This is a genomic window from Xanthomonas sp. 3793, from assembly GCF_024806835.1.
GTDB classification, from domain to species: Bacteria; Pseudomonadota; Gammaproteobacteria; order Xanthomonadales; family Xanthomonadaceae; genus Xanthomonas; species Xanthomonas arboricola_F.
This window is the reverse complement of the sequence record NZ_JANTYU010000008.1, coordinates 80,063-101,638: the sequence shown is the minus strand read 5'-3', so window position 1 is coordinate 101,638 and position 21,576 is coordinate 80,063. Positions and strand designations below refer to the sequence as shown.

At 66.3% G+C, this 21,576-nt stretch carries 19 protein-coding genes; 12 read left to right on the top strand and 7 right to left on the bottom strand.

The window, feature by feature from the left end:
* Window position 1 precedes the first annotated feature (1 nt).
* Together FHY18_RS21335 and FHY18_RS21330 are read right to left on the bottom strand one after the other, a co-directional pair.
* The gene (locus FHY18_RS21335; RefSeq protein WP_259159818.1) at window positions 2-1,861 is read right to left on the bottom strand and encodes a ferrous iron transporter B; all 1,860 of its coding nucleotides are present in this window, start codon (window positions 1,859-1,861) and stop codon (window positions 2-4) included.
* A complete protein-coding gene (locus FHY18_RS21330) occupies window positions 1,858-2,106 on the bottom strand; it encodes a FeoA family protein (RefSeq protein ID WP_259159917.1) in 249 nt (82 codons plus the stop codon). The genes FHY18_RS21335 and FHY18_RS21330 overlap by 4 nt, the downstream gene beginning before the upstream one ends.
* A gap of 116 nt (window positions 2,107-2,222) precedes the next feature.
* On the opposite strand from FHY18_RS21330, the gene FHY18_RS21325 reads away from it, so the two are divergent.
* From FHY18_RS21325 to FHY18_RS21305, 5 genes are all read left to right on the top strand, one after another.
* Window positions 2,223-3,020: an enoyl-CoA hydratase-related protein gene (locus FHY18_RS21325; protein ID WP_259159915.1), complete on the top strand. Its 798-nt coding sequence runs from the start codon at window positions 2,223-2,225 to the stop codon at window positions 3,018-3,020.
* A gap of 46 nt (window positions 3,021-3,066) precedes the next feature.
* Window positions 3,067-3,963: a hydroxymethylglutaryl-CoA lyase gene (locus FHY18_RS21320; RefSeq protein WP_259159816.1), complete on the top strand. Its 897-nt coding sequence runs from the start codon at window positions 3,067-3,069 to the stop codon at window positions 3,961-3,963.
* Between the two features lie 139 nt (window positions 3,964-4,102).
* Window positions 4,103-4,873, top strand: a complete 771-nt coding sequence (locus FHY18_RS21315; RefSeq protein WP_259159814.1) for an SDR family NAD(P)-dependent oxidoreductase — start codon at window positions 4,103-4,105, stop codon at window positions 4,871-4,873.
* Window positions 4,874-4,981: 108 nt separating this feature from the next.
* Window positions 4,982-5,548 carry an elongation factor P-like protein YeiP gene (gene yeiP / locus FHY18_RS21310; RefSeq protein WP_005993551.1) on the top strand — a complete coding sequence of 189 codons (567 nt, stop codon included), beginning with the start codon at window positions 4,982-4,984 and terminating at the stop codon, window positions 5,546-5,548.
* A complete protein-coding gene (locus FHY18_RS21305) occupies window positions 5,548-5,928 on the top strand; it encodes a hypothetical protein (protein ID WP_259159806.1) in 381 nt (126 codons plus the stop codon). The genes yeiP and FHY18_RS21305 overlap by 1 nt, the downstream gene beginning before the upstream one ends.
* A gap of 248 nt (window positions 5,929-6,176) precedes the next feature.
* On the opposite strand, the gene FHY18_RS21300 is transcribed toward FHY18_RS21305, so the two are convergent.
* Genes FHY18_RS21300 through FHY18_RS21290 form a run of 3 tightly spaced genes read right to left on the bottom strand, consistent with a single transcriptional unit; the run spans window position 6,177 to window position 9,790 of the window.
* Window positions 6,177-8,048 carry a DUF4105 domain-containing protein gene (locus FHY18_RS21300; RefSeq protein WP_259159804.1) on the bottom strand — a complete coding sequence of 624 codons (1,872 nt, stop codon included), beginning with the start codon at window positions 8,046-8,048 and terminating at the stop codon, window positions 6,177-6,179.
* The gene (locus tag FHY18_RS21295) at window positions 8,045-8,338 is read right to left on the bottom strand and encodes a DUF2388 domain-containing protein (RefSeq protein WP_046962540.1); all 294 of its coding nucleotides are present in this window, start codon (window positions 8,336-8,338) and stop codon (window positions 8,045-8,047) included. Before FHY18_RS21295 ends, FHY18_RS21300 begins: the two co-directional genes overlap by 4 nt.
* 33 nt (window positions 8,339-8,371) lie before the next feature.
* Window positions 8,372-9,790: an FAD-binding oxidoreductase gene (locus FHY18_RS21290; protein WP_259159802.1), complete on the bottom strand. Its 1,419-nt coding sequence runs from the start codon at window positions 9,788-9,790 to the stop codon at window positions 8,372-8,374.
* Between the two features lie 208 nt (window positions 9,791-9,998).
* Between FHY18_RS21290 and serA the strand changes: the two genes are divergently transcribed.
* Window positions 9,999-11,240 carry a phosphoglycerate dehydrogenase gene (gene serA, locus FHY18_RS21285; RefSeq protein ID WP_259159800.1) on the top strand — a complete coding sequence of 414 codons (1,242 nt, stop codon included), beginning with the start codon at window positions 9,999-10,001 and terminating at the stop codon, window positions 11,238-11,240.
* Between the two features lie 234 nt (window positions 11,241-11,474).
* Here serA and FHY18_RS21280 read toward each other — a convergent pair whose 3' ends face one another.
* Entirely contained in the window at window positions 11,475-12,023 is a 549-nt protein-coding gene (locus FHY18_RS21280; protein ID WP_259159799.1) for an NUDIX hydrolase, read from the bottom strand.
* A 178-nt stretch (window positions 12,024-12,201) separates the two neighbouring features.
* Here FHY18_RS21280 and FHY18_RS21275 point away from each other — a divergent pair, with 178 nt between their 5' ends.
* The 6 genes from FHY18_RS21275 to FHY18_RS21250 all read left to right on the top strand — a co-directional run bounded on the left by FHY18_RS21275 (window position 12,202) and on the right by FHY18_RS21250 (window position 19,433).
* A complete protein-coding gene (locus FHY18_RS21275; RefSeq protein WP_259159797.1) occupies window positions 12,202-13,674 on the top strand; it encodes an amino acid permease in 1,473 nt (490 codons plus the stop codon).
* Between the two features lie 73 nt (window positions 13,675-13,747).
* A complete protein-coding gene (locus FHY18_RS21270; protein ID WP_259159795.1) occupies window positions 13,748-15,178 on the top strand; it encodes an amino acid permease in 1,431 nt (476 codons plus the stop codon).
* A 741-nt stretch (window positions 15,179-15,919) separates the two neighbouring features.
* Window positions 15,920-16,573: a methylthioribulose 1-phosphate dehydratase gene (locus tag FHY18_RS21265; RefSeq protein WP_064508792.1), complete on the top strand. Its 654-nt coding sequence runs from the start codon at window positions 15,920-15,922 to the stop codon at window positions 16,571-16,573.
* A 35-nt stretch (window positions 16,574-16,608) separates the two neighbouring features.
* Complete coding sequence (locus FHY18_RS21260; RefSeq protein WP_259159791.1) at window positions 16,609-17,175, top strand: acireductone dioxygenase; 567 nt, start codon at window positions 16,609-16,611, stop codon at window positions 17,173-17,175.
* A gap of 2 nt (window positions 17,176-17,177) precedes the next feature.
* Window positions 17,178-17,876, top strand: a complete 699-nt coding sequence (gene mtnC / locus FHY18_RS21255) for an acireductone synthase (RefSeq protein WP_259159790.1) — start codon at window positions 17,178-17,180, stop codon at window positions 17,874-17,876.
* A gap of 516 nt (window positions 17,877-18,392) precedes the next feature.
* Window positions 18,393-19,433, top strand: a complete 1,041-nt coding sequence (locus tag FHY18_RS21250) for a C13 family peptidase (protein WP_259159914.1) — start codon at window positions 18,393-18,395, stop codon at window positions 19,431-19,433.
* A 485-nt stretch (window positions 19,434-19,918) separates the two neighbouring features.
* Here FHY18_RS21250 and FHY18_RS21245 read toward each other — a convergent pair whose 3' ends face one another.
* Window positions 19,919-21,505: a calcineurin-like phosphoesterase family protein gene (locus FHY18_RS21245; protein ID WP_259159788.1), complete on the bottom strand. Its 1,587-nt coding sequence runs from the start codon at window positions 21,503-21,505 to the stop codon at window positions 19,919-19,921.
* Between the last annotated feature and the right edge of the window lie 71 nt (window positions 21,506-21,576).

Genomic DNA, 21,576 nt, shown 5'->3' with positions numbered 1-21,576 from the left:
GTCAGCCGGCGCCAGACAACACGGCCAACTGGTAGGTCACCAGCGAGGCCAGGTAGGCCAGTGCGAACAGATAGACCGCGCTGATGGTCATCTGCTTCCACGAGTTGGTCTCGCGCTTGATCGTGGCCAGGGTGGAGATGCACATCGGCGCGTAGATGTACCAGACCAGCAGCGACAACGCGGTGGCCAGCGACCAGCCATCGCTGATCAGCGGCGACAAGGCCTGCGCCGCTGCATCGTCATCGGCAGCCGACAGCGCGTAGACGGTCGCCAATGACGCCACTGCCACTTCGCGCGCGGCCAGGCCGGGAATCAACGCGATGCAGATCTGCCAGTTGAAGCCCAGCGGCGCGAAGAACACCGCCATCGCGTGGCCGATGCGGCCGGCAAAGCTGTAGTCGATCGGCGGCAAGGTCGCATCGGCCGGCGCGGCCGGGAACGACAACAGGAACCACAGCAGAATGGTCAACGCCAGGATGATGCCGCCAACGCGCTTGAGGAAGATCCAGGCGCGCTCCCACAACCCCAGCGCCAGATCGCGCGGGTGCGGCACGCGGTAGGACGGCAGCTCCAGCATCAACGGATGTTCGCTCTTGTCGCGACGCCACTTCTTCATCGTCCACGACACCAGCAGCGCACTGACGATGGCCGCAGCATACAGCGCGAACAGGATCAGCCCTTGCTGGTTGAAGATGCCCCACACGGTTTTTTGTGGAATGAAGGCGCCGATCAGCAGCGCATACACAGGCAAGCGCGCCGAGCACGTCATCAGTGGTGCAACCATGATGGTGGCGAGCCGGTCGCGCGGGTCCTGGATGCTGCGCGTGGACATGATGCCTGGCACCGCGCACGCAAAGCTCGACAGCAACGGAATGAACGAGCGCCCGGACAGGCCAGCCGCCGCCATCATGCGATCGAGCAAAAACGCCGCGCGCGGCAGATAACCGGATTCTTCCAGCGCCAGGATGAAGGCGAACAGGATCAGGATCTGCGGCAGGAAGACGATCACCCCGCCCAGGCCAGTGATGATGCCGTCCTTGAGCAGGCTGTTGAGCGGGCCCTCCGGCAGCGTGGTGCCCACCCACTCGCCCAGCATCGCGGTGCCGGCATCGATCAGGTCCATCACCGGGGTGGCCCACGCATACACCGCCTGGAAGATCAGGAACATCACCACTGCCAGCGTCACCAGCCCCAAGATCGGGTGCAGCAGCCAGCGGTCCAGCGCATCGTCCACGCGCGAGGTCCGCGTCGGCATGGTCACCGCCGCACTCAGGATCTGCCGCACCTGCGCATGGTAGTTGCCATCGGCAGGCGGCGTGGCGCTCGGTGCCGCCAGGCTCGCGGCCTGCGCGTCGATGCGCTCGACCAGCGCCTTGGCGCCGCCGCGTCGCACCGCCACGGTCTCCACCACCGGCACGCCGAGCGCCTGCTCCAAGGCCGGCAGATCGATGACGATACCCCGTCGCTGCGCCGCGTCGACCATGTTCAGCGCCACGATCATCGGCCGCCCCAGCTCGCGCAGCTCCAGCGCGAAGCGCAGGTGCAGGCGCAGGTTGGTCGCATCCATCACGCACACCAGCACGTCCGGCGCAGGCTCACCGGGATAGAAGCCGCGGCACAGGTCGCGGGTGATCGCCTCGTCCAGGCTGGCTGGCTGCAGGCTGTAGGCGCCGGGCAGATCGAGCACCGCAAAGTCGCGGCCGGACGGCGCACGAAAATGCCCCTCCTTCCGTTCGACAGTGACGCCGGTGTAGTTGGCCACCTTCTGGCGGCTGCCGGTCAGCTGGTTGAACAACGCGGTCTTGCCGCTGTTGGGGTTGCCCACCAGCGCCAGACGCAACGGCACGGCGGCCGCCGTCATGCCGATGCTCCGTCTTGCCGCACCTGCACGCGCGCGGCCTCGCTACGACGCAACGCAAAACGCGTGTAGCCAACCTGCACCAGCAACGGTTCGCGGCCGACCGGCCCGGTCGCCAGCACCGTGACCTCCTCGCCTGCGACAAACCCCAGCTCACGCAGACGCCGGGCGATCGTGTCGTTGGGAAGACGATCCTCCACGGAGTCCACGATGGCGGCGCAACGCAAGGGCATGTCGGACAGCGTCACAAAGACGGCCTGCTTGTTAGGAATGGTTCTCAATTCTAGCATCGACGCACCGCGTCATGGCGCCAGCGACCCGTGCCGCTATCATGGTTCGCATCCCATTCATGGACGTTGACGCAATGCAGGACACCGGCTTGATCGTGGAGGACCTGGGAGCGGTCCGCACGTTGCGACTGAACCGCCAGGCGGTGCACAACGCCTTCGATGCGACCTTGATCAGCGCGCTCACCGACGCCTTGCGGCAGGCTGGCCAGGCAGCGCAGATCCGGGTGGTGGTGATCACCGGTGCGGGCGCGGCGTTCTCTGCGGGCGCAGACCTGAACTGGATGCGCGGCATGGCCGGCGCCAGCGAAGCCGACAACGCGGCCGATGCGTTCGCCCTGGCGCGCCTGATGCGCACGCTGGACGAACTGCCCAAGCCGACCATCGCGCGCGTCAACGGCGCGGCGTTCGGCGGCGGCGTGGGCCTGGTGGCGTGCTGCGATATCGCCATCGGCTGCACCGAGGCGCGCTTCGGGCTGACCGAGAGCAAGCTCGGCTTGTTGCCGGCGGTGATTTCGCCGTACGTGATCGCAGCGATCGGCGCACGCCAGGCACGCCGCTGGTTCGCCACCGGCGAGATCTTCGACGCCGGTACTGCGCAGTTATTGGGGCTGCTGCATCAACTGGTGGCAGCCGATCAACTGGATATCGCGGTGGAGCGGCAGGTGCGCCTGCTGCTGGCCGCCGCGCCGCTGGCCGCCAGCACTGCCAAGTCGTTGGTCCGCTCGGTGCTGCCGGCCGCCGACCGCGATGCCATCGATGCCGCCAACGCCGCATGGATCGCCCGCTTGCGCGTCTCGCCCGAAGGCCAGGAGGGCCTGGGCGCATTCCTGGACAAACGCTCCCCGGCCTGGGTGCCGGAGAACGTGGCATGAGCACCCGGGCGGTTGCCCGCACCGCTGCAGGCAGCGGGGCCCGGACATGAGCGACTTCGTGCGCATTGTCGAGGTCGGCCCGCGCGACGGGCTGCAGAACGAGGCGCAACCGATCGCCACCGCCGACAAGATTGCGTTGATCGATCGGCTGTCGGCCACCGGCCTGCGCACCATCGAGGCGACCAGCTTCGTCAGCCCGCGCTGGGTGCCGCAGCTGGCCGACGCGACCGAGGTCTTTGCCGGCATCACACAGGCACCTGGCATCGCCTATCCGGTGCTGGTGCCGAACCTGCAGGGCTACACCCGCGCGCAGGCGGCCGGCGCGCAGGAGGTGGCGGTCTTCACTGCGGCGTCGGAGGCCTTCAACCGCACCAATACCAATGCCGGTATCGACGAATCGCTCGAGCGCTTCCGGCCGATCCTTGCGCAGGCCGCCCTCGACGGTGTGCGCGTGCGCGGCTACGTCTCCACGGTGCTGGGTTGCCCGTATCAAGGCCAGGTGCCGGTGGCGGACGTGGTGGATGTCGCGCAGCGGCTGTACGCGCTGGGCTGCTACGAAATTTCGCTGGGCGACACCATCGGCGTCGGCACCCCGCGCAAGGCGCGCCAGATGCTGGCCGCAGTGGCAGAGGCGGTGCCGATGCACGCACTGGCCGTGCATTTCCATGACACCTACGGGCAGGCGCTGGCCAATATCGCGGCCTGCCTGGAACAGGGCGTGCGCGTGGTCGATGCGGCGGTGTCAGGCGCCGGTGGTTGCCCGTATGCCAAGGGCGCCAGCGGCAATGTGGCCAGCGAAGATGTGGTGTATCTGCTGCACGGCTTGGGCATGTCGAGCGGGATCGACCTGCCCGCCCTCGCCCACACCGGCCGCTGGCTGGCGCACCTGCTGGGCCGCGAGACCGGCAGCAAGGTCGGCAGGGCGCTGGCTGCAGCCGGCTGACACAGCGCCGCTGCCGTTGCAGCGCAAGCATCCACCGCCACGATCGCGCAAAGGCTTCGGCTAGAATTGCCGGCCGTCTCGGTCACCGCCCCGTGCCGGCTTCCGTCGGTCGTCGTGTCTTTTATCAGGGAACCACCGCATGCAGTCATCCTCTGTTCTTGCCGTCATCACCGGCGGCGTGTCCGGCCTGGGCCTGGCGGTGGCGCAACGCATCGTGGCCGATGGCGGCAAGGTCGCGTTGTTCGACGTCAATGCCGACAAGGCCGATGCGGCGCTGGCCTTGCTGGGTGCCGGCAATGCGCACTACCTGCCCACCGATGTCACCGACGAAGAACAGGTGGCCGCCAATGTCGCGCAGGCCGCGCAGGCGCTGGGCGGACTGAATCTTGTGGTGAACTGCGCCGGCATCCTCGGCGCAGGCCGTGTGCTCGGCAAGGAGGCGCCCATGCCGCTGGCGACCTTCCGCACCACCGTGCTGGTCAACCTGGTCGGCAGCTTCAATGTCGCCAAGGCCGCGGCCGATGTGATGCAGCACAACCCCGCCGGCAACGATGGCGAGCGCGGGGTGATCATCAATACCGCGTCGGTGGCCGCCTTCGAGGGCCAGATCGGCCAGGCCGCCTATGCCGCCAGCAAGGGCGGCGTGGTCGGCATGACGCTGCCGATGGCGCGCGAGCTGGCGCGCTTCGGCATCCGCGTGATGACGATCGCACCCGGCGTGTTCTGGACCCCGATGGTGGACGGCATGCCCGAGGCCGTGCAGCAATCGCTGTCGGCCTCGATTCCGTTCCCCTCGCGCCTGGGCCAACCCGACGAATATGCCGACACCGTCGCCTTCATCCTGCGCAATCGCTATCTCAATGGCGAAGTGATTCGCCTGGACGGCGGCGTGCGGCTGGCACCCAAGTAGCCGGGATTGGTGAGTCGGGATTGGGGATTTGCAACGGCAACCGCCGATTGCAACCCAACCGCACTTGCCAATCCCAAATCCCCAATCCCCAATCTCCGACTTACACCCATGAAAGCCAACGACATCAAGAAAGGCAACGTCGTCGAATACAACGGCGGCATCTACCAGATCCGCGACATCGAGCGCAGCTCGCCGCAGGGCCGCGGCGGCAATGTGCGCTTCCGGTTCATCATGTACAGCGTGCCGGGCGGGGTGAAGACCGATGCCAGCTTCGATGCCGACGACAACCTGCCGGAAGTGGAATTGCTGCGTCGCCTGTCCACGTTTTCGTACAAGGATGGCGAGGCATTCGTGTTCATGGACGACGAAGACTTCACGCCTTACACCCTGGACGCCGATGTGATCGGCACCGATGCCGGCTACATCACCGACGGGCTGACCGGCATCTATGTGCAGGTGATCGACGACCAGCCGGTGGCGGTGCAGCTGCCGCAGACGGTGACGCTGGAAGTGGTCGAGACGCCGCCGGAACTCAAGGGCGGCACCGCCACCAAGCGCCCCAAACCGGCCAAGCTCAACACCGGCATGGAAATCATGGTGCCCGAGTACATCACCAACGGTGAGCGCGTGCTGGTCAACACCACCACCGGCGAGTTTGCCGGCCGCGCCGACTGATGCGTCGCCTGGCCGTTGCCCTGACCCTGGGGCTGCTGGCTGCCTGCACCGCGGAACCGGCGCCTGCGCCGGCCTCCGCAGCGGCCCCCTGCACCGACCCCAAGGTGGAAGACGAATGGCTGCAACATCCGGCAGGCCTGTGCGGCATGCCGGAGGATGTGCGCAAGCTGGTAGAGGACTACGACACCTGCGAACACTTCGCCGGCGAAGAACCCTACGACGCCGACCGCCGCCACGAAATCGAGGTGGCGGTGGCGCAATTCTGCACACCCGCACCGGCGCGCCTGGCCAAGCTGATGCAGCGCTACCGCAACGATGCGCATGTGAGCCAATGGTTGCGGCAGTATGCCGCCCAGGCGGATTTGCAGCCAGCGACCTGAGCAGTGCATTCACCGGTCTGACGGCTTGTTGCAGCTGCGACTGCAGCAAGCCGCTCACTCACGATGGAAACGGAAAGTGCCGAGTGCCGGGTATCCCGGCCACTCCTTCGCAGTGCAATGCTGCAGACGCGCCATTGGTCGGCGTCGACTCACCAGCAATCGTCTCAACGGCATTCAAGTCGCGGGCCTGTCCGTCTGCCGGCTGCACTGGCGATGTCTGCAACCTGGCCATCAACCGACGCGCCACCTCAGCGTTCAGTTGCCACCCGCTGCTCCGGCACTGACGCAACTGCCTGCACCGGCTGCGCAAGCATCCGCAAGCGTGCCCGCAGCGTCTCGACGTTCGCCTCGGCCTGCTCCAGATCGGCACGCAACCCGGCCGACAGCTGCTGGCGACCCAGGGCCTGCAATTGCCTCCACCCTTCGGCCAGGCCGCCGCTCGCCTGCGCAACCTGCACACTGACGCGCTGCTGCTCGTCGGCCTGCGGTAGTCCGTAGCCGGGGCCGTCGAGCAGCGCAGCCGGGTGACTGAGTTGCGCCTGCCGGGCGAACAGGCTCTGCAGCTGATCCTGCACGGCTGCACGCTCGGCAATGCCGGGCCGCAACAGGCGCTTGAGTGCATCGCGCGCGACCAGTTCCTGTCGCCGTAATGCGGCTTGCTCCAGCAGCAGTGCGGCTGCGGTTTCGCGCAGGCCGCCGCGGTCCAACCACTGCGCGCGTGCGCCAGGTGCGGCATCCAGCCATTGCGCCACGCTGGTTTGCGGCACCGGGATGCCACGCCGAAGCACGTCGAACATGGCCTGATAATGCGCCGCCGCCGATTCGAAGTAATAGCCCTGACGTGTTGCCTGCGCGCGGTCGTCCAGCACGTGCAGATCGGCAAGGCCCGCGCGTTCCAGGCGCTGGCGCACGCCGCGCGGGGTGATCGATGACAGGCCGGCGGCAGCCAGGCGTGACACGCCGTCATGCAGCAACTTGTAGGTTTCCACCGCGCAATTGTTGCTGATGAAGTAATAGCGCCCGTCGTAGCTCCAGTGCACCTGCGCGGCGCGCGTCAGCAGCGCGGCGATCTCATCCGGGCTCAGCGCCAGCGGCACCGACGACAGGGCACGCAGCTCCACCTTGGTGTACTCGTCGATGACCTGGTTCAGCGGCAGCACGAATAATCGCGACGGGTACGACCCGGTCAGCCCGCGCCAGCTGGAAATCTGCACATCGCCGACGAATGCACGAAACGACAGCACGCGGTGATACTGCAGATCCAGCCGGCATGCTGGCCCTGGCACGCGACCGGGCGCGCAGATCACCAGGCGCAACATGCTGTGGCCCCAGCGGCTCATCGGCTGCTCGTTGCCTTCGGCAAGCAGGTAGTCCACCGCATAGACCCGCGCCGGATCCAACGTCAGCAACGACATCGCACCGGCATCGTTGTCGGCCTGCAGATACGGCAAGGTCGGCGCGCACGCGGCGACAGCCTGCGGTGGCCCTAGCCGCTCGGAAAACCACGCCGCAAGCGCCGGACGGCGGCAGGCGTAGTCCGCATCCAGCACGTAATGTTCAAGATTGACCGCGAAAAATTCGGCCGGGCTATGCCGCTCGTAGGCATCCGGGCTGCGGTCGCTGAAGCGGTTTGCGCCGCGTCCGACCCGCCACGGACGCACCTGCCAGCCGGCAAGATCGCGCAGGCGTGGGTCGCGCGACAACGCGCTGCCCGCTCCACGGTCGCGCACATGCGCCAATTCGTGCACCAACGCCGCCATCGCCGCGCGTGTGGCCGGCGCGCCGATATCAGTGCGTGCGCTGGCAGGCTGCATGCTCCAGGCGTGCAACAGCGCATGATCGAGCAGGATGCGATTGCCGATGGCGCGGCCATGCACCTGCGCCGGCAGGTCGCGGCGCCACTGCAATTGAATGGCTGCCGCATCGCGCTGTCCCCACCCTGTCGGCAACCGGTGTTGAACCTGCTGCACCAGCGCCTGGCTGGCTGCGCGTTCTGACGGGGTCAGCTCCGATGCGACAACCGACACCTGCAGCGTGGGCGAACGCTGCGATTGGGCGTGCGTCGCCGGTGCGATCGCTGCGGCCAGCCACAGCCCTACGCACCGGCGGCGACGAGTCACTGCGCCAGGATGGACTGAGCCAGTTCCAGGTCGCTGGACGCGCGCGCCGCATCGCTGCGACTGCGCAACTGCAGCAATGCCGCTTCCAGACGCGCGCCGCGGATGGCACCGTCGCTGGCCACGAAGCCGGCTGCATCTTCGCGCGCGTCGGCAACCACCTTGTCGTCGCCGGAACTGCTGCTGTTGGACGAACCGGCCGACGACGCGCCGGCCGAGGTTCCCGCAAGACTGGATGCGGCGGCTGCCAGCGGCAACAGGGTCAAAGCACAAAACACCAGGGAGCGCATCATCGGCGTGTCATTCCATGTGAGGTGGTGAAAAGACTACCCGGCAGTCGCTGCGCCGGGCACCTCGTCCATGTCGAACAGCTTGCCGGGATTCAGCAAAAGATGAGGATCGAGCACATGTTTGACGCCGCGCATCACCGCGATTTCAGCGGTAGAGCGCGTGCTCCACAGGTAGGGCTTCTTGACCAGCCCGATACCATGCTCGGCAGAAATGCTGCCGCCAAAGCGCTGCAGCGCATGTGCCAGCACCTTGGTGACCTGATCGCAGGCCGTCACGAAATCGGCCTGGCTGGTGGCGTCGGGCTTGAGCACGTTGATATGCAGGTTGCCGTCGCCGATATGGCCGAACCACACCACATCGAAATGCGGGTACGCCTCGCCGAGCAGTGCCTGGGTTTCGGCCAGAAACGCCGGCATGGCCGAGATGCGCACCGATACGTCGTTCTTGTAGGGGGTGTAGCGCGCCACCGCTTCGGTGATGCCCTCGCGCAGCCGCCACAGTTGCGCGGCCTGCGCATCGCTCTGGCTGATCACCCCGTCGCTGACCCAGCCCTGCTCCATGCAGGTTTCGAACGCCGCCATCGCCGCGGCTTCCTGCGCCTCGTCGCCGGCGGCGAATTCGGTGACCACGTAATACGGATGGACCTCGGCAAAGGGAGCCTGCGCGCCGTGCGCGAGCACGTGTTCCAGTGCGCGGTCGGTGAAGAACTCGAACGCTTCCAGCCGCAGTTGCGCGCGGAATGCGGCAAACACCTGCATCAACACCTCGAACGAGGGCAGCGCCAGCAGCATCACATTGCTCGGCGGCGGCGGGTCGGTCAGCCGCAGCGTCGCTTCGACCACGATACCGAGCGTGCCTTCGGAACCGATCATCAGATGACGGAAATCGTAGCCGCTGGAATTTTTCACCAGGGCATTGTTGAGCGCGAGCAGCTCGCCGCCGCCGGTGACCACTTTCAGGCCGGCAATCCATTCGCGGGTGTTGCCATAGCGGATCACGCGAATGCCGCCGGCATTGGTGGCGATGTTGCCGCCGATCGAGCAGGAACCACGTGCGGCGAAATCCACCGGATACACCAGGCCATGTTCGCGCGCGGCGTTGTGCACCGCTTCCAGCGGCATGCCGGCCTGCACTGTCAGCGTGCGATCCACCGCATTGAAATCCAGCGGCTTGTTCAGGCGCTCCAGGCTGAGCACCAGCTCGCCGTTGGCGGCTACCGCGCCGCCGGACAGACCGGTGCGCCCGCCCGATGGCACCACTGCCATGCCTTGCGCGTTTGCCCACTGCATCACGGCCTGCACTTCCTCGACCGAGCCTGGAAGTGCGATGGCTAACGGGTTCGGCGTCCAGCGCCGGGTCCAGTCGCGGCCGTAATGCTCCAGGTCGGCCGGATCGGTTTTCAGACGCAGTGCCGGCACGGCCTGTTGCAACGAAAGAATGCGGGGATCGGTCATGGCACACGGCGCTGCAGTAGGAACCACACAGCGTGCCAGTGCGCGCCGGCCTCGTCCAGCCGCACCGCCAGTCGCCGCGAACCCGTTCGATTCAGCTGAAACCGTTGCGGCGCAAGGGCTGCGCGACTGCGAACAGTGCGTTGCGGGCGCCCCATCGGGCACCCCATCTGGCATAGTTGCCGACCCGATTGCTGCATTGCGCTCCCCCATGTCGCCGAAGAGAACCTCGTTTCCCAAGCAGGACATCCGCGTGCTGTTGCTGGAAGGCATCAGCCCGACCGCGGTGGATGTGTTCCGCGCCGCCGGTTATTCGCAGATCGAACTGCACTCCAAGTCGTTGCCCGAAGACGAACTCATCGCGCGCATTGCCGAGGCGCATATCGTGGGCATCCGCTCGCGCACGCAGTTGAGCGCGCAGGTACTGGCGCATGCCAAGCGCCTGATCGCGGTGGGCTGCTTCTGCATCGGCACCAATCAGGTCGACCTGGACGCGGCCGAGCTGGCCGGCATTCCGGTGTTCAACGCGCCCTATTCCAACACCCGCAGCGTGGCCGAGCTGGTGATCGCCGAGGCGATCCTGCTGTTGCGCGGCATTCCGCAGAAAAACGCCGAATGCCATCGCGGCGGCTGGTCCAAGTCGGCCGCTGGCAGCCACGAAACGCGTGGCAAGGTGCTGGGCATCGTCGGTTACGGACACATCGGCACCCAGGTCGGGGTGCTGGCCGAATCCTTGGGGATGCAGGTGATCTTCCACGACATCGAAACCAAGCTGTCGCTGGGCAACGCGCGCGCGGCGATCGACCTGGACGACCTGCTGGCGCGCTCGGACGTGGTGACCCTGCACGTGCCGGAGACTGCGTCCACCAAGGACATGATCGGCGCGGCTGAAATCGCGCGCATGAAGCCCGGCGCGCATCTGATCAACGCCTCGCGCGGCACCGTCATCGATATCGACGCGCTGGATGCGGCGCTCACCTCCGGTCAGATCGGCGGCGCGGCGGTGGACGTGTTCCCGGTCGAGCCCAAGGGCAATGGCGATGTCTTCGAATCGCCGCTGACCGCACACGACAACGTGATCCTGACCCCGCACGTGGGCGGCAGCACGCTGGAAGCGCAGGACAATATCGGCATCGAAGTGGCCGCCAAGCTGGTGCGCTACAGCGACAATGGCAGCACCTTGTCGGCGGTGAATTTCCCCGAGGTCACCCTGCCCGAACACCCCGACAGCCTGCGGTTGCTGCACATCCACCGCAACGTGCCGGGCGTGCTGTCCAAGATCAACGAGCTGTTCTCGCGCCACAACGTCAACATCGACGGCCAGTTCCTGCGTACCGACGCCAAGGTCGGCTACGTGGTGATCGACGTCAGTGCCAGCGAGGCGCAGGCCACCGCGCTGAAGGAAGGCCTGGCCCTGATCGAAGGGACCCTGCGGACGCGGATCTTGTACTGATCCGTTGGTGCACGCGCGGCCCTCATCCGGCGCTTTGCGCCACCTTCTCCCGCACGCGGGAGAAGGCAGTGCAGGTCGTCCTTCTCCCTCTTTCAGGAGACAGAGAGTGCAGGTCGCCTTCCCCCACTTGCGGGAGACAGTGGGTGCAGGTGGCCCTTCCCCCGCTTGTTCCCTTCTCCCGCAAGCGGGAGAAGGTGCCCGCAGGGCGGATGAGGGCGCGCACCTCAGCCCCCATCACACGCCTCGGGCCATCCACTTCTCAGCCATGCGCCGCATCGACGGATCCAGCTCAGGCTCGGCCAGCAGCTCGGCGATCGGGCGCCACGCCAAAGCGAGCGACTCTTCGCTGACAGTGAAGGTCTCATCCGCACCCGCGACCACCACATAGCGCGCGTCGTAATGCCAGTGCCCGGCCACCTCGCCACGTGCGGGGATCCAGTGGCGGTCCAGGTCTAACAACGCGGCGTCTGCCAACCGCAAACCGGTCAGACCAGACTCTTCTTCAGCTTCGCGCAAGGCCACCTGCGCCAGATCGCGGTCGCCGTCGGCGTGTCCGCCCAGCTGCAACCAGCGCTGCAACTTGCGGTGATGGGTCAGCAGCGTGCGGCTGCCGTCGGCGCTGACCACCCAGGCCGAGCCGGTGAAATGACCTTCGACACGCTCGCGCACGAACGGATCGGTGGCATCGTCCAGCAGCTGCATGAACTGGTCGACCACGTCGGCCTCGTCCGGCCAGCGGGCGCGGTAGGCAGCCAGGTGCTGCCGCAGGGTTGCATCCACCATCTGTCGTTCTCGGTTGCGCATGGATCAGCGACCATTATCGCCATTCATGCTGCGTACGCGCTTGTCGTGAGCGTGTAGCTTTGGCAAGGTAGGCCGCTTGCCTGTCCCATTGGGATGCGGCGCACACCTTTCGCCCAGGCGCGCGCGCCTTCTGTTCTGCCACTTAGGGATGTACCGAATGCTGAAGTCTCTGTTGAGGGTCAAACCGATCGAGCCCGCTGGACATGTGGATGCGGGCGAACCGGTCGAAGGCAGCCTGCAGGGCGAAGCGACGCTGCAACGGACCCTCACCGCCAAGCACCTGATCATGCTCGGCATCGGCGCGGTGATCGGCGCCGGCATCTTTGTCCTGACCGGCCAGGCCGCGGCCAATCACGCCGGCCCGGCGGTGATGTTGTCGTTCGTCTTCGCCGGCATCGCCTGCGCCTTCGCCGGCCTGTGCTACGCCGAGTTCGCGGCGATGATGCCGGTCTCCGGCAGCGCCTATTCCTACTCGTACGCCACTCTCGGCGAAGGCATCGCCTGGTTCATCGGCTGGTGCCTGGTGCTGGAGTACCTGTTTGCCGGTTCCAGCGTCGCGGTCGGTTGGTCGGCCTACCTCATCAGCTTCCTGACCGGCACGCTCGGTTTGCCGTTCCCGGCAGAGCTGGCGGGCGCGCCATTGACCTGGGACGGCCACGGCTTTGTCAGCTCCGGCAATCTCGTCAACCTGCCGGCCGTACTGATTGTCGGCGCGGTGAGCATGCTGTGCTACGTGGGCGTCACCCAGTCGGCATTCGCCAACGCGATCGTGGTGGCTATCAAGGTGGTGGTGATCTGCCTGTTCGTCGGCTTCGGCATCGCCTACATCGACCCGGCGAACTGGCACCCCTTCATCCCGGAGAACACCGGGCCGGGGCAGTTCGGCTGGGACGGGGTGTTCCGCGCGGCCTCCATCGTGTTCTTCTCCTATATCGGCTTCGACGCGGTCTCCACCTCCGCCGGCGAGACCAAGGACCCGCAGAAGAACATGCCGATCGGCATCCTGGTGTCGTTGGCAATCTGTACCGTCATCTACATCATCGTCTGCGCGGTGTTGACCGGATTGCTCCCGTATACCCAGCTCGGAACCGCCAAGCCGGTGGCCACCGCGCTGGAAGCGCACCCGCAATTGAGCTGGCTCAAGACGGCGGTGGAGATCGGCGCGATCGCAGGCCTGTCCTCGGTGGTGCTGGTGATGCTGATGGCGCAGCCGCGCATCTTCTACACCATGGCCAAGGATGGGTTGATGCCCAAACTGTTCGGCAAGGTGCACCCGAAATTCCGCACGCCATACGTCGGCACCATCTTCGTCGGTGTGGTCGCGGCGCTGTTGGCCGGGGTGATCCCGCTGAACGTGCTGGGCGAACTGGTGTCGATGGGCACCCTGCTTGCCTTCGCCACCGTCTGCGCCGGCGTGATGGTGCTGCGCTTCACCAAGCCCGAGCTGCCGCGCCCGTTCCGGGTGCCGTTGGCGATGGTGATCTGCCCGCTTGGCGCATTGGCCTGCCTGTTCCTGTTCTTCCAGGCCTTCCAGGAACACTGGAAAGTGTTCGTGGGCTGGACCGTGATCGGCCTGTGCATCTATTTCGGCTACGGCATCCACCATAGCCGTCTGGCCCGCAAGGCCTGACCCTCTCAAGACCGGCGTCCGCGCCGGTCTTCTCGTTCAACGATCGCGCGCAGCGCCAAGCCGGAACCGCTCCATGTTCAAACAACTTTGGGCCACCAAACACCCGCACGCCAGCCATGAGGCGGCCGACGGGCTGGGCCTGCAACGCGCGCTCGGTCCCTGGGGGCTGACTGCCCTGGGCATCGGCGCGGTGATCGGCGGCGGCATCTTCGTGATTACCGGGCAGGCCGCAGCCGACCATGCCGGCCCGGCGATCGTGCTGTCGTTCGTGCTTGCGGCGATCTGCTGCGCGTTCTGCGCCATGGCCTACGCCGAATTCGCCGCCATGGTGCCGGTGTCCGGCAGCGCCTACACCTACACCTACGCCACCTTCGGCGAATTGGCGGCCTGGTTCATCGGTTGGATGCTGGTGCTGGAATACGGCGTCTCCGCCTCTGCGGTGGCGGTCAGCTGGACCGGCTATTTCCTCAGCCTGCTGGAACACTTCGGCATCCATTTGCCGGCCGCCCTGGTCAGCGCACCGCTGGACGGCAAACTGCAGCGCACCGGCGCGATCGCCAACCTGCCCGCTGCCGGCATCGTGCTGTTGCTGACCTGGCTGTGCTATGTCGGCATCCGCAAGTCGTCGGCGATGAACATGGCGATGGTGATCCTCAAGACCGGGCTGATCATCCTGGTCATTGCGGCCGGCTGGAAGTACGTGGACCCGGCCAACTGGCATCCCTTCATCCCCGCCAACGAAGCACCGGGCAAGTACGGCATGGAAGGCGTGCTGCGTGGCGCGGCGATGGTGTTCTTCGCCTATATCGGCTTCGAAGCGGTATCGGTGGCGGCGCAGGAATCGCACCGGCCGCAACGCGATCTGCCGATCGGCATGATGCTGTCGCTGGTGATCTGCACCGTGCTCTACATCGCCATGGCCGCGGTGATGACCGGCCTGGTGCCATTCACCCAGCTTGGCACCGATGAGCCGGTGGTGACGGCGGTGGCCGCGCACCCGCAGCTGGCCTGGTTGCGGGTGGTGGTGGAAGTCGGCGCGCTGATCGGCTTGTCGTCGGTGGTGCTGGTGATGATCATCGGGCAGCCGCGCATCTTCATGATCATCGCGCGCGACGGCCTGCTGCCGTCGATCTTTACCCGCATCCATCCCAAGTACCGCACCCCGCACATCAACACCGTGATCACCGGCGTGGGGATCGCCCTGCTGGCAGCGGTGTTCCCGCTGGACGTGCTGGGCGAGCTGACCTCGATGGGCACGCTGATCGCCTTCGCCGCCGTGTGCGCAGGCGTGCTGATCCTGCGTTACACCCATCCGGAACTGCCGCGTCCGTTCCGCATTCCGTTCGCCTGGCCGATCTGCATCGCCGGTGTGCTGAGCTGCCTTGCCTTGCTGTCGGCCATGACCCTGCACAACTGGATGCTGATGGGGGTGTGGACGCTGGTCGGGCTGGTGGTCTATTTCGGCTACGGCTACCGCCACAGCCGTTTGCGCGACGGTCGCTGAGCACGCGCGCGCGTCAGCAGCCACTGACAAAACGACCGCCCGCCGATGTATGGCAGAGCGGGTGACAGGTCTTCGGCTCCTGGGCGGCTGATCTATGACTTGGCTGCAGGACCCTGATCTGCGGTTTGGTTGCAGGGCCCTTGCCCGCCCACCATCGCGGGACACGCCGTGAATCCGTCCATGGAGGCTCTTACGCGGCATCTATGCCGCGTAAGGTCCCGCGACGGTGGGCGGGCAAGGACCTGTCGAGATGGTCGGTGTGCATCGTTGAAAGCAAAGGATGAGGTGCGATGGTCGAGCCACCGTGTCTCGACCCGCTTCTCGCCACCTTCCCATCGCAAGCCGAGCAGCAGGCAAGCGTTTAAACGCGCAACCTGCAAACGTCTCGCCTGCCGCCGCAGGCCGAGCGACATGCTTTCAAGAAAACAGCCGACCAATTGTCTGGTGCGGTGTCCTCGCCGGTTGCGGGACCGTGTGGCGGCATGGATGCTGCCACCGAGCCCCAGGGACGGGTTCACGGCGTGTCCCGCAAGCGGTGAGGGCACCGCGCCCTCGACCGACTCAGCGTTTCACCTGGCCCTCTGACTGCCTCCGACAAGAGGCGGCTAACAAAAACCATTGCGTTCACCGCCTGACGCGCGCTCTTCATCGTCTGTCAGCCATTCGCGACCCGGGCGTGGCAGCAACAAACCCTGCTGCGCTGCACCTGACCGTAATCCGGCGGGGCAGTAGAATAGGTCCATGAATGCGACCACTGCCCCCCTGCCCTATAGCGCCGCCCGTCTGCACGAGCTGGCGCAGTTGCTGATCGGCAACATCCGCGAGCTGGCCCAGGCCGGCTGGACGCCAGCCACCAGCAGCAATTTCTCCCATCGCCTGGACGAACAGCACGCCGCGATCACCGTCTCCGGCCGCGACAAGGGCCGCCTGGTCGAAGAAGACATCATGGTGGTGGACTTCGATGGCCAGGCCGTTGGCCGCCCGTTGCGCCCGTCCGCCGAGACCCTGCTGCACACCCAGCTGTATCGCCGGTTCCCGGAGATCGGCTGCGTACTGCACACGCATTCGCCGGTGCAGACGATTGCGTCCCGCCTGTATGCAGGCAGCGGCGTGATCCGCCTGGAAGGCTACGAACTGCTCAAGGCCTTCGAGGGCAATACCACCCACGAAACCGCGGTGGACGTGCCGGTGTTCGCCAATACCCAGGACATGCAGGTGCTGGCCGCGCAGGTGGAGGCCTTGCTGGACAAACAGAGCATGTGGGGGTATCTCATCGAAGGACACGGCCTGTATGCCTGGGGCCGCAACATGGCCGAGGCACGCCGCCATCTGGAAGCGTTCGAATTCCTGCTGCATTGCGAACTCGAACTGCTGAAACTGCGCGGCCCGCGCTGAGTACCGTCCGCCCCCCATTCGTGAGCCAGACCGCCATGAGCCGACTGCGTATCTTTGCCGACACCAACCCGACCACCCCTGAATTCGACAGCCGCGACGGCGAGGCGATCGCTGCCGAGCTGGTCAAGATCGGCGTGACCTTCGAGCGCTGGAAGGCCAGCCAGCCGGTGGAACCCGGTGCCACGCCCGAGCAGGTGATGGCTGCGTACCGCGCCGACATCGACCGCATCAGCGCAGAGCGCGGCTTCAAGACCGTGGACGTGGTGAGCATCGCCCCGGATAACCCCAAGCGCGACGAAATGCGCGCCAAGTTCCTGGACGAGCATTTCCACAAGGAAGACGAGGTGCGCTTCTTCGTGGCCGGCTCGGGCCTGTTCACGCTGCACGTGGAGGCCAAGGTGTACGAGATCGAGTGCGTCAAGGACGACCTGATCGCGGTGCCCGACAGCACCTTGCACTGGTTCGACATGGGGCCGGAGCCGCACTTTGTGGCGATCCGCTTCTTCACCGAGCCGGACGGCTGGGTCGGCCACTTCACCGGCACCGAAATCGCCAAACAATTCCCCCGCTACGCCCCCGAGAAACCTCACAAGGCCAGCTGACGATGACACGACCGCAAGCGATCCTCACCGATATCGAAGGTACGACCAGCAGCATCTCGTTCGTCAAGGACGTGCTGTTCCCGTATGCACGCCGTGCCATGCCCGCCTACGTGCGCGAGCACGGCAACCACCCGCAGGTGCGTCACTGGCTCAACCAGGTGGCCGACGAGATTGGCGAAGACGTGCCGGACGAGGTGTTGATCGCCACGCTGCAGACCTGGATCGACGAGGACCGCAAGCACACCGCGCTGAAGGCCTTGCAGGGGCTGATCTGGGGCGACGGCTACAAGACCGCCGACTTCACCGCGCACATCTATGCCGATGCGGCGATCCAGCTGCAGGCCTGGCACGCGCAGGGCATCCCGCTGTACGTGTATTCGTCCGGCTCGGTGCCGGCGCAGAAGCTGTTCTTCGCGCATAGCGATGCGGGCGATCTGAGTGGCCTGATCACCGACTGGTTCGATACCGAAGTCGGCCCGAAGCGGGAGAGCGCCAGCTATCGCCGCATTGCCGAGCGCATCGGCGTGCCGGGCGCGGAGATCCTGTTCCTGTCGGACGTGATCGAAGAACTCGACGCAGCCCGGCGCGCCGGCCTGCGCACCGCGCTGCTGGACCGCCGCGAGGATTATCCGACCCCGCGCTCGGCCGAGGACGTGGGCAACCACCAGCGCGTGGAAAGTTTTTCGCAGCTGGTGTTTTGAGCCGGCAGGTTCGCTGAGACATCGGCTGTCGCGGCGCGGCAGCCGATGAGGGTGCAGGAGCGATGCGTCTCACGCGCCGGACTCGGCACCAGCGAGCCTTCGAGCCAGGCCTGATGCGAGTGGTCGACTCGTCTGCGACCACCGATCGCGGTCGCACGAGGACATCGCTTGCAGGCAGCAAGGCGGTGTCGAAGCCACTGCAGCGAGCTCGCCCGGCGCACACTGATTGCCAACGCATGCGTGCGTCAGTGGAGCTGACCGTTCGCCAGCTCCTGCATGCGCCAACGGGTTGGGCGACGGTGCGCAGCGTCTCGCAGGTCTGGACGTTGCCTTCTGGTCCGCGCATCGCCGCTGCCGGCTTGCGCAGTCGGCGCATCTGCCTGCGGGCAACCGCAGTCGCCTGACGGCAAGGTTCGTTCGATCGCTCCACGTACTCCCCTTCCCACCATCATCGAGGCATCGGCGTTGTCCCCATCGCTCCAATCACCCTTGGCGTCGCACGTGTTGGTACGCCGGATGCTGGTGCTGCTGGCCGTGGTCTTGCTGGTTGCCGGCTGTCATCCCGATGCGGGCGCGAGCTTGCCGGCGCAGACCGCGGACGACGCGGCGCAGGTGGACCCGGTCGACCAGGCCGCATTGAAGAAGGCACTGGTCGCGCTGCAAGCGCAGCGCCCCGGCGTCACCGACCTGTATGTCGTCGGCTTTGCCGGCGATGCCAGCGACGACGTATTTCGCAACGAAACGCTGTACCTCAGGCAATTGTTCGAACAACGCTTCGATGCGCGCGGCCGCGTGGTCACGCTGGTCAACAACCCGGACAACCTGGGCGAGCAGCCGTACGCACCGCTGGCGACTTACGACAATCTCTACGACACGCTCGCTGCGATCGGCAAACGCATGGATCGCAAGCAAGATGCGCTACTGCTGTTCGTCACCACCCACGGCACCGAGGACCACACGCTCTACGTCCAGGTGGATCAGAACGAAGAGGATTTCATCAGCCCGCAGGACTTGCGCAAGGCGCTGGACGATGCCGGCATCGACAACCGCATCATCGTGCTGTCGGCCTGCTATTCGGGTGGCTTCATTCCGGCGCTGCGCTCGCCGGACACGCTGATCCTGACCGCAGCACGCGCGGATCGGCCATCGTTCGGCTGTGGCAATACGTCCAATGCCACCTACTTCGGCCAGGCCTGGCTGATCGACGGCATGAACCACAGCGACGATCCGCTGGCCGCCTTTGCCATGGCCAAGACCGCGATCACCGCGCGCGAGAAACAGGACGGCGAGCTGCCGTCATTGCCGCAACAATCGCTGGGCCGGCGCATTGCGCCGGTACTGGCACGCTGGCGCGCCGGGCTGCACATCGGTCCGGCAGTTGCCTACCCGTACCCGCCGCTGGAGAACGCCCCCAACGCCGATGTGGACACCGACGCGCACGGCACAGCTGACGCCGAACCGGCAAGCGATACGGCCGAATCAGCGACGCCGGCACGGCCTGCGTCCCGACGGGAGGCCTCGCCCGACCAGACATCTGCAGCGCCGCCACAACGCTGAGCACTGAGACTAATTCTCATTTCGTCAGCGATGACGCCGCGTCGCTACACTCGCGCAGCCAGCCAGCATTGCGCCAGCCAGCACCGATCTTCGCCAGCGCGCCTTCGCCTGCCAGCCCGGATCTCAAGACGCCTCCTTCGTGGAGGCGTTTGCGTTTGTGGAACCCGACAAGGATTCCCTAGCAGCGCGCCGGTGCACGACGGGCCTCACCGCCACACACTGCAACACCGCCTTCCCGTAGGAGCGCACTTGTGCGCGAGGGCCTTACCGCAAGACACAGCCGCACCACCTTCCCGTAGGAGCGCACCTGTGCGCGACGGGCCTTACCGCAAGACACAGCCGCACCACCTTCCCGTAGGAGCGCACCTGTGCGCGACGGGCCTTACCGCAAGACACAGCCGCGCCACCTTTCCGTAGGAGCGCACTAGTGCGCGAGAGGCCTTACCGCAACCCACTGCTGCACCGCCTTGCACGCCCGCATCCGCTCAAGGGTCGGCACGCTGCAGACGGTACACCGCGCGTGCGCTGTACTGCCCTGTCGGCAACGTAGCGCGCACCTCGATCGCATGTTCGCCAACGTCGAGCGTGGTGGGCAACGCGCTACGCCACAGATGCGTCGACACGGTGGCCTCGGGCGAGCGGTCGTAACCACGCAGCCCGGGCGCTGCATCGTCGCGCGCGTTCTCCGCAAGCAGGCCCGGGTCCGCGCGCTCGACACGCTTCATCGCCTGCCACGGCCCACCGTCGATACGCGACTCCACCACGGTGGTGTCCTGCCCCATGAACACGTTTGCGTACACCCCCCAGGCCGGATACGCGCCCTGCCTCAGCACCTTGGGCGCAGACAGCGACAACTGCGCATCGTCGGCCGCGCGTGCGACGTGATAGGCCAGCGTGTAGTCGCCGCTGGGCGCAACCTTCAGCACCGCATACCCGTTGGGCGTGCCGTCGCTCATCGTCGCATCGGGAATGCCGTCGGCGTCCTTGACCCCGGACCAGAACGCACCGCAGGCCGCGCCGACATTGTATTCGTGCAGCGGGCGCGCGCCCTGCCAGCCTTCGTCCGCGCCATGATCCACCTGCCGCTGCGTATGGCTGTGTGCGCTGAGCACCAGCACATGCGGGAACTCGCTCAGCAGCGCGAACAGCCGGCTGCGGTCGGCATGCCGGAAGGTCTCCTGCCCCGGGGCCGCATCGAACAACGGAATATGCATGCCCAGCACCAGCAGGCGCTCGCGCGGCAGCTGCGCCAGATAGCTCTGCAGAAACACGAACTGGTCCTCGCGCAGGCCGCCCACATACGCCGGCTTGCCGCCCGGCATGTAGATCACATCGTCCACAAACACGAAACTGGCATTGGCTTCTTCCACCGCGTAAGTGTCCGGCCCGTACACCGCACGCCAGCTGTCGAGCGACTGCAGGTCGTCGCCGGCATCGACATTGAGATCGTGATTGCCGGGCACATGGAACCACGGCACGCCAAGCTGCGTGGTGACCTTGTTCAAGGCCGGATACAGGCTCAGATCGTCGCTGACGATGTCGCCCAGCGTGGTGCCGAGCCGGGCGGCAGTCTTGCCGACCAGCGGCGCCACGATATCGCGCTGGTAGTAGCCCACATCGGTCAGGCTGGCGGTCTGGCTGTCGGCGAATACCAGCATGTCGAACCCGGCGCCCGACGCCTCCGCACGCGGCGTCAGCGCAAAATCCCAGTCGTGCGTCTTGCGGCCAGTGGCGGCGATGCCGCGGTATTTGTGCTTGGCAGAGCCGCGCGGTGCGTAATGTCGCCAGAACCCCGGCAATCCGTCAGCGGTTGGCACAAACCGGCGATCGCCCGGCTTGATCACGAATACCGTCTGCCCGTCGCGCACCGGCAGGCGGTAGCGGCCCTGCGCATCGGTACGCACGATCTGCTCGCCGTTGGACACCGCCACATCGGCAAGGCCAGGCTCATCGGCAGCGCGGCCGGCACGCCCGTCGCGCTCTTCGTAGACGATGCCATCGACCACCGCATCGCGCGCATAGGCGCTGCCGGCGAACCCCACCAGGGCTAGAAGAGCGAAGCGAAGCTGCATGCGTGTTCCCGCGCCAAGACCAGCGGAAATTGTACCTGCCAGGGCAACCGGCACGGCGCAGGCGTGCAAAT

Bases quoted from the DNA above. Each gene is read 5' to 3' on its own strand.
- FHY18_RS21270 (WP_259159795.1), top strand. From the start codon at position 13,748: ATGTTCAAACAACTTTGGGCCACCAAACACCCGCACGCCAGCCATGAG.
- mtnC (WP_259159790.1), top strand. From the start codon at position 17,178: ATGACACGACCGCAAGCGATCCTCACCGATATCGAAGGTACGACCAGC.
- FHY18_RS21280 (WP_259159799.1), bottom strand. From the start codon at position 12,023: ATGGTGGATGCAACCCTGCGGCAGCACCTGGCTGCCTACCGCGCCCGC.
- FHY18_RS21275 (WP_259159797.1), top strand. From the start codon at position 12,202: ATGCTGAAGTCTCTGTTGAGGGTCAAACCGATCGAGCCCGCTGGACAT.
- FHY18_RS21315 (WP_259159814.1), top strand. From the start codon at position 4,103: ATGCAGTCATCCTCTGTTCTTGCCGTCATCACCGGCGGCGTGTCCGGC.
- FHY18_RS21295 (WP_046962540.1), bottom strand. From the start codon at position 8,338: ATGATGCGCTCCCTGGTGTTTTGTGCTTTGACCCTGTTGCCGCTGGCA.
- FHY18_RS21320 (WP_259159816.1), top strand. From the start codon at position 3,067: ATGAGCGACTTCGTGCGCATTGTCGAGGTCGGCCCGCGCGACGGGCTG.
- FHY18_RS21290 (WP_259159802.1), bottom strand. From the start codon at position 9,790: ATGACCGATCCCCGCATTCTTTCGTTGCAACAGGCCGTGCCGGCACTG.
- FHY18_RS21335 (WP_259159818.1), bottom strand. From the start codon at position 1,861: ATGACGGCGGCCGCCGTGCCGTTGCGTCTGGCGCTGGTGGGCAACCCC.
- FHY18_RS21265 (WP_064508792.1), top strand. From the start codon at position 15,920: ATGAATGCGACCACTGCCCCCCTGCCCTATAGCGCCGCCCGTCTGCAC.
- yeiP (WP_005993551.1), top strand. From the start codon at position 4,982: ATGAAAGCCAACGACATCAAGAAAGGCAACGTCGTCGAATACAACGGC.
- FHY18_RS21260 (WP_259159791.1), top strand. From the start codon at position 16,609: ATGAGCCGACTGCGTATCTTTGCCGACACCAACCCGACCACCCCTGAA.
- FHY18_RS21245 (WP_259159788.1), bottom strand. From the start codon at position 21,505: ATGCAGCTTCGCTTCGCTCTTCTAGCCCTGGTGGGGTTCGCCGGCAGC.
- FHY18_RS21250 (WP_259159914.1), top strand. From the start codon at position 18,393: ATGCTGGTGCTGCTGGCCGTGGTCTTGCTGGTTGCCGGCTGTCATCCC.
- FHY18_RS21305 (WP_259159806.1), top strand. From the start codon at position 5,548: ATGCGTCGCCTGGCCGTTGCCCTGACCCTGGGGCTGCTGGCTGCCTGC.
- FHY18_RS21325 (WP_259159915.1), top strand. From the start codon at position 2,223: ATGCAGGACACCGGCTTGATCGTGGAGGACCTGGGAGCGGTCCGCACG.
- serA (WP_259159800.1), top strand. From the start codon at position 9,999: ATGTCGCCGAAGAGAACCTCGTTTCCCAAGCAGGACATCCGCGTGCTG.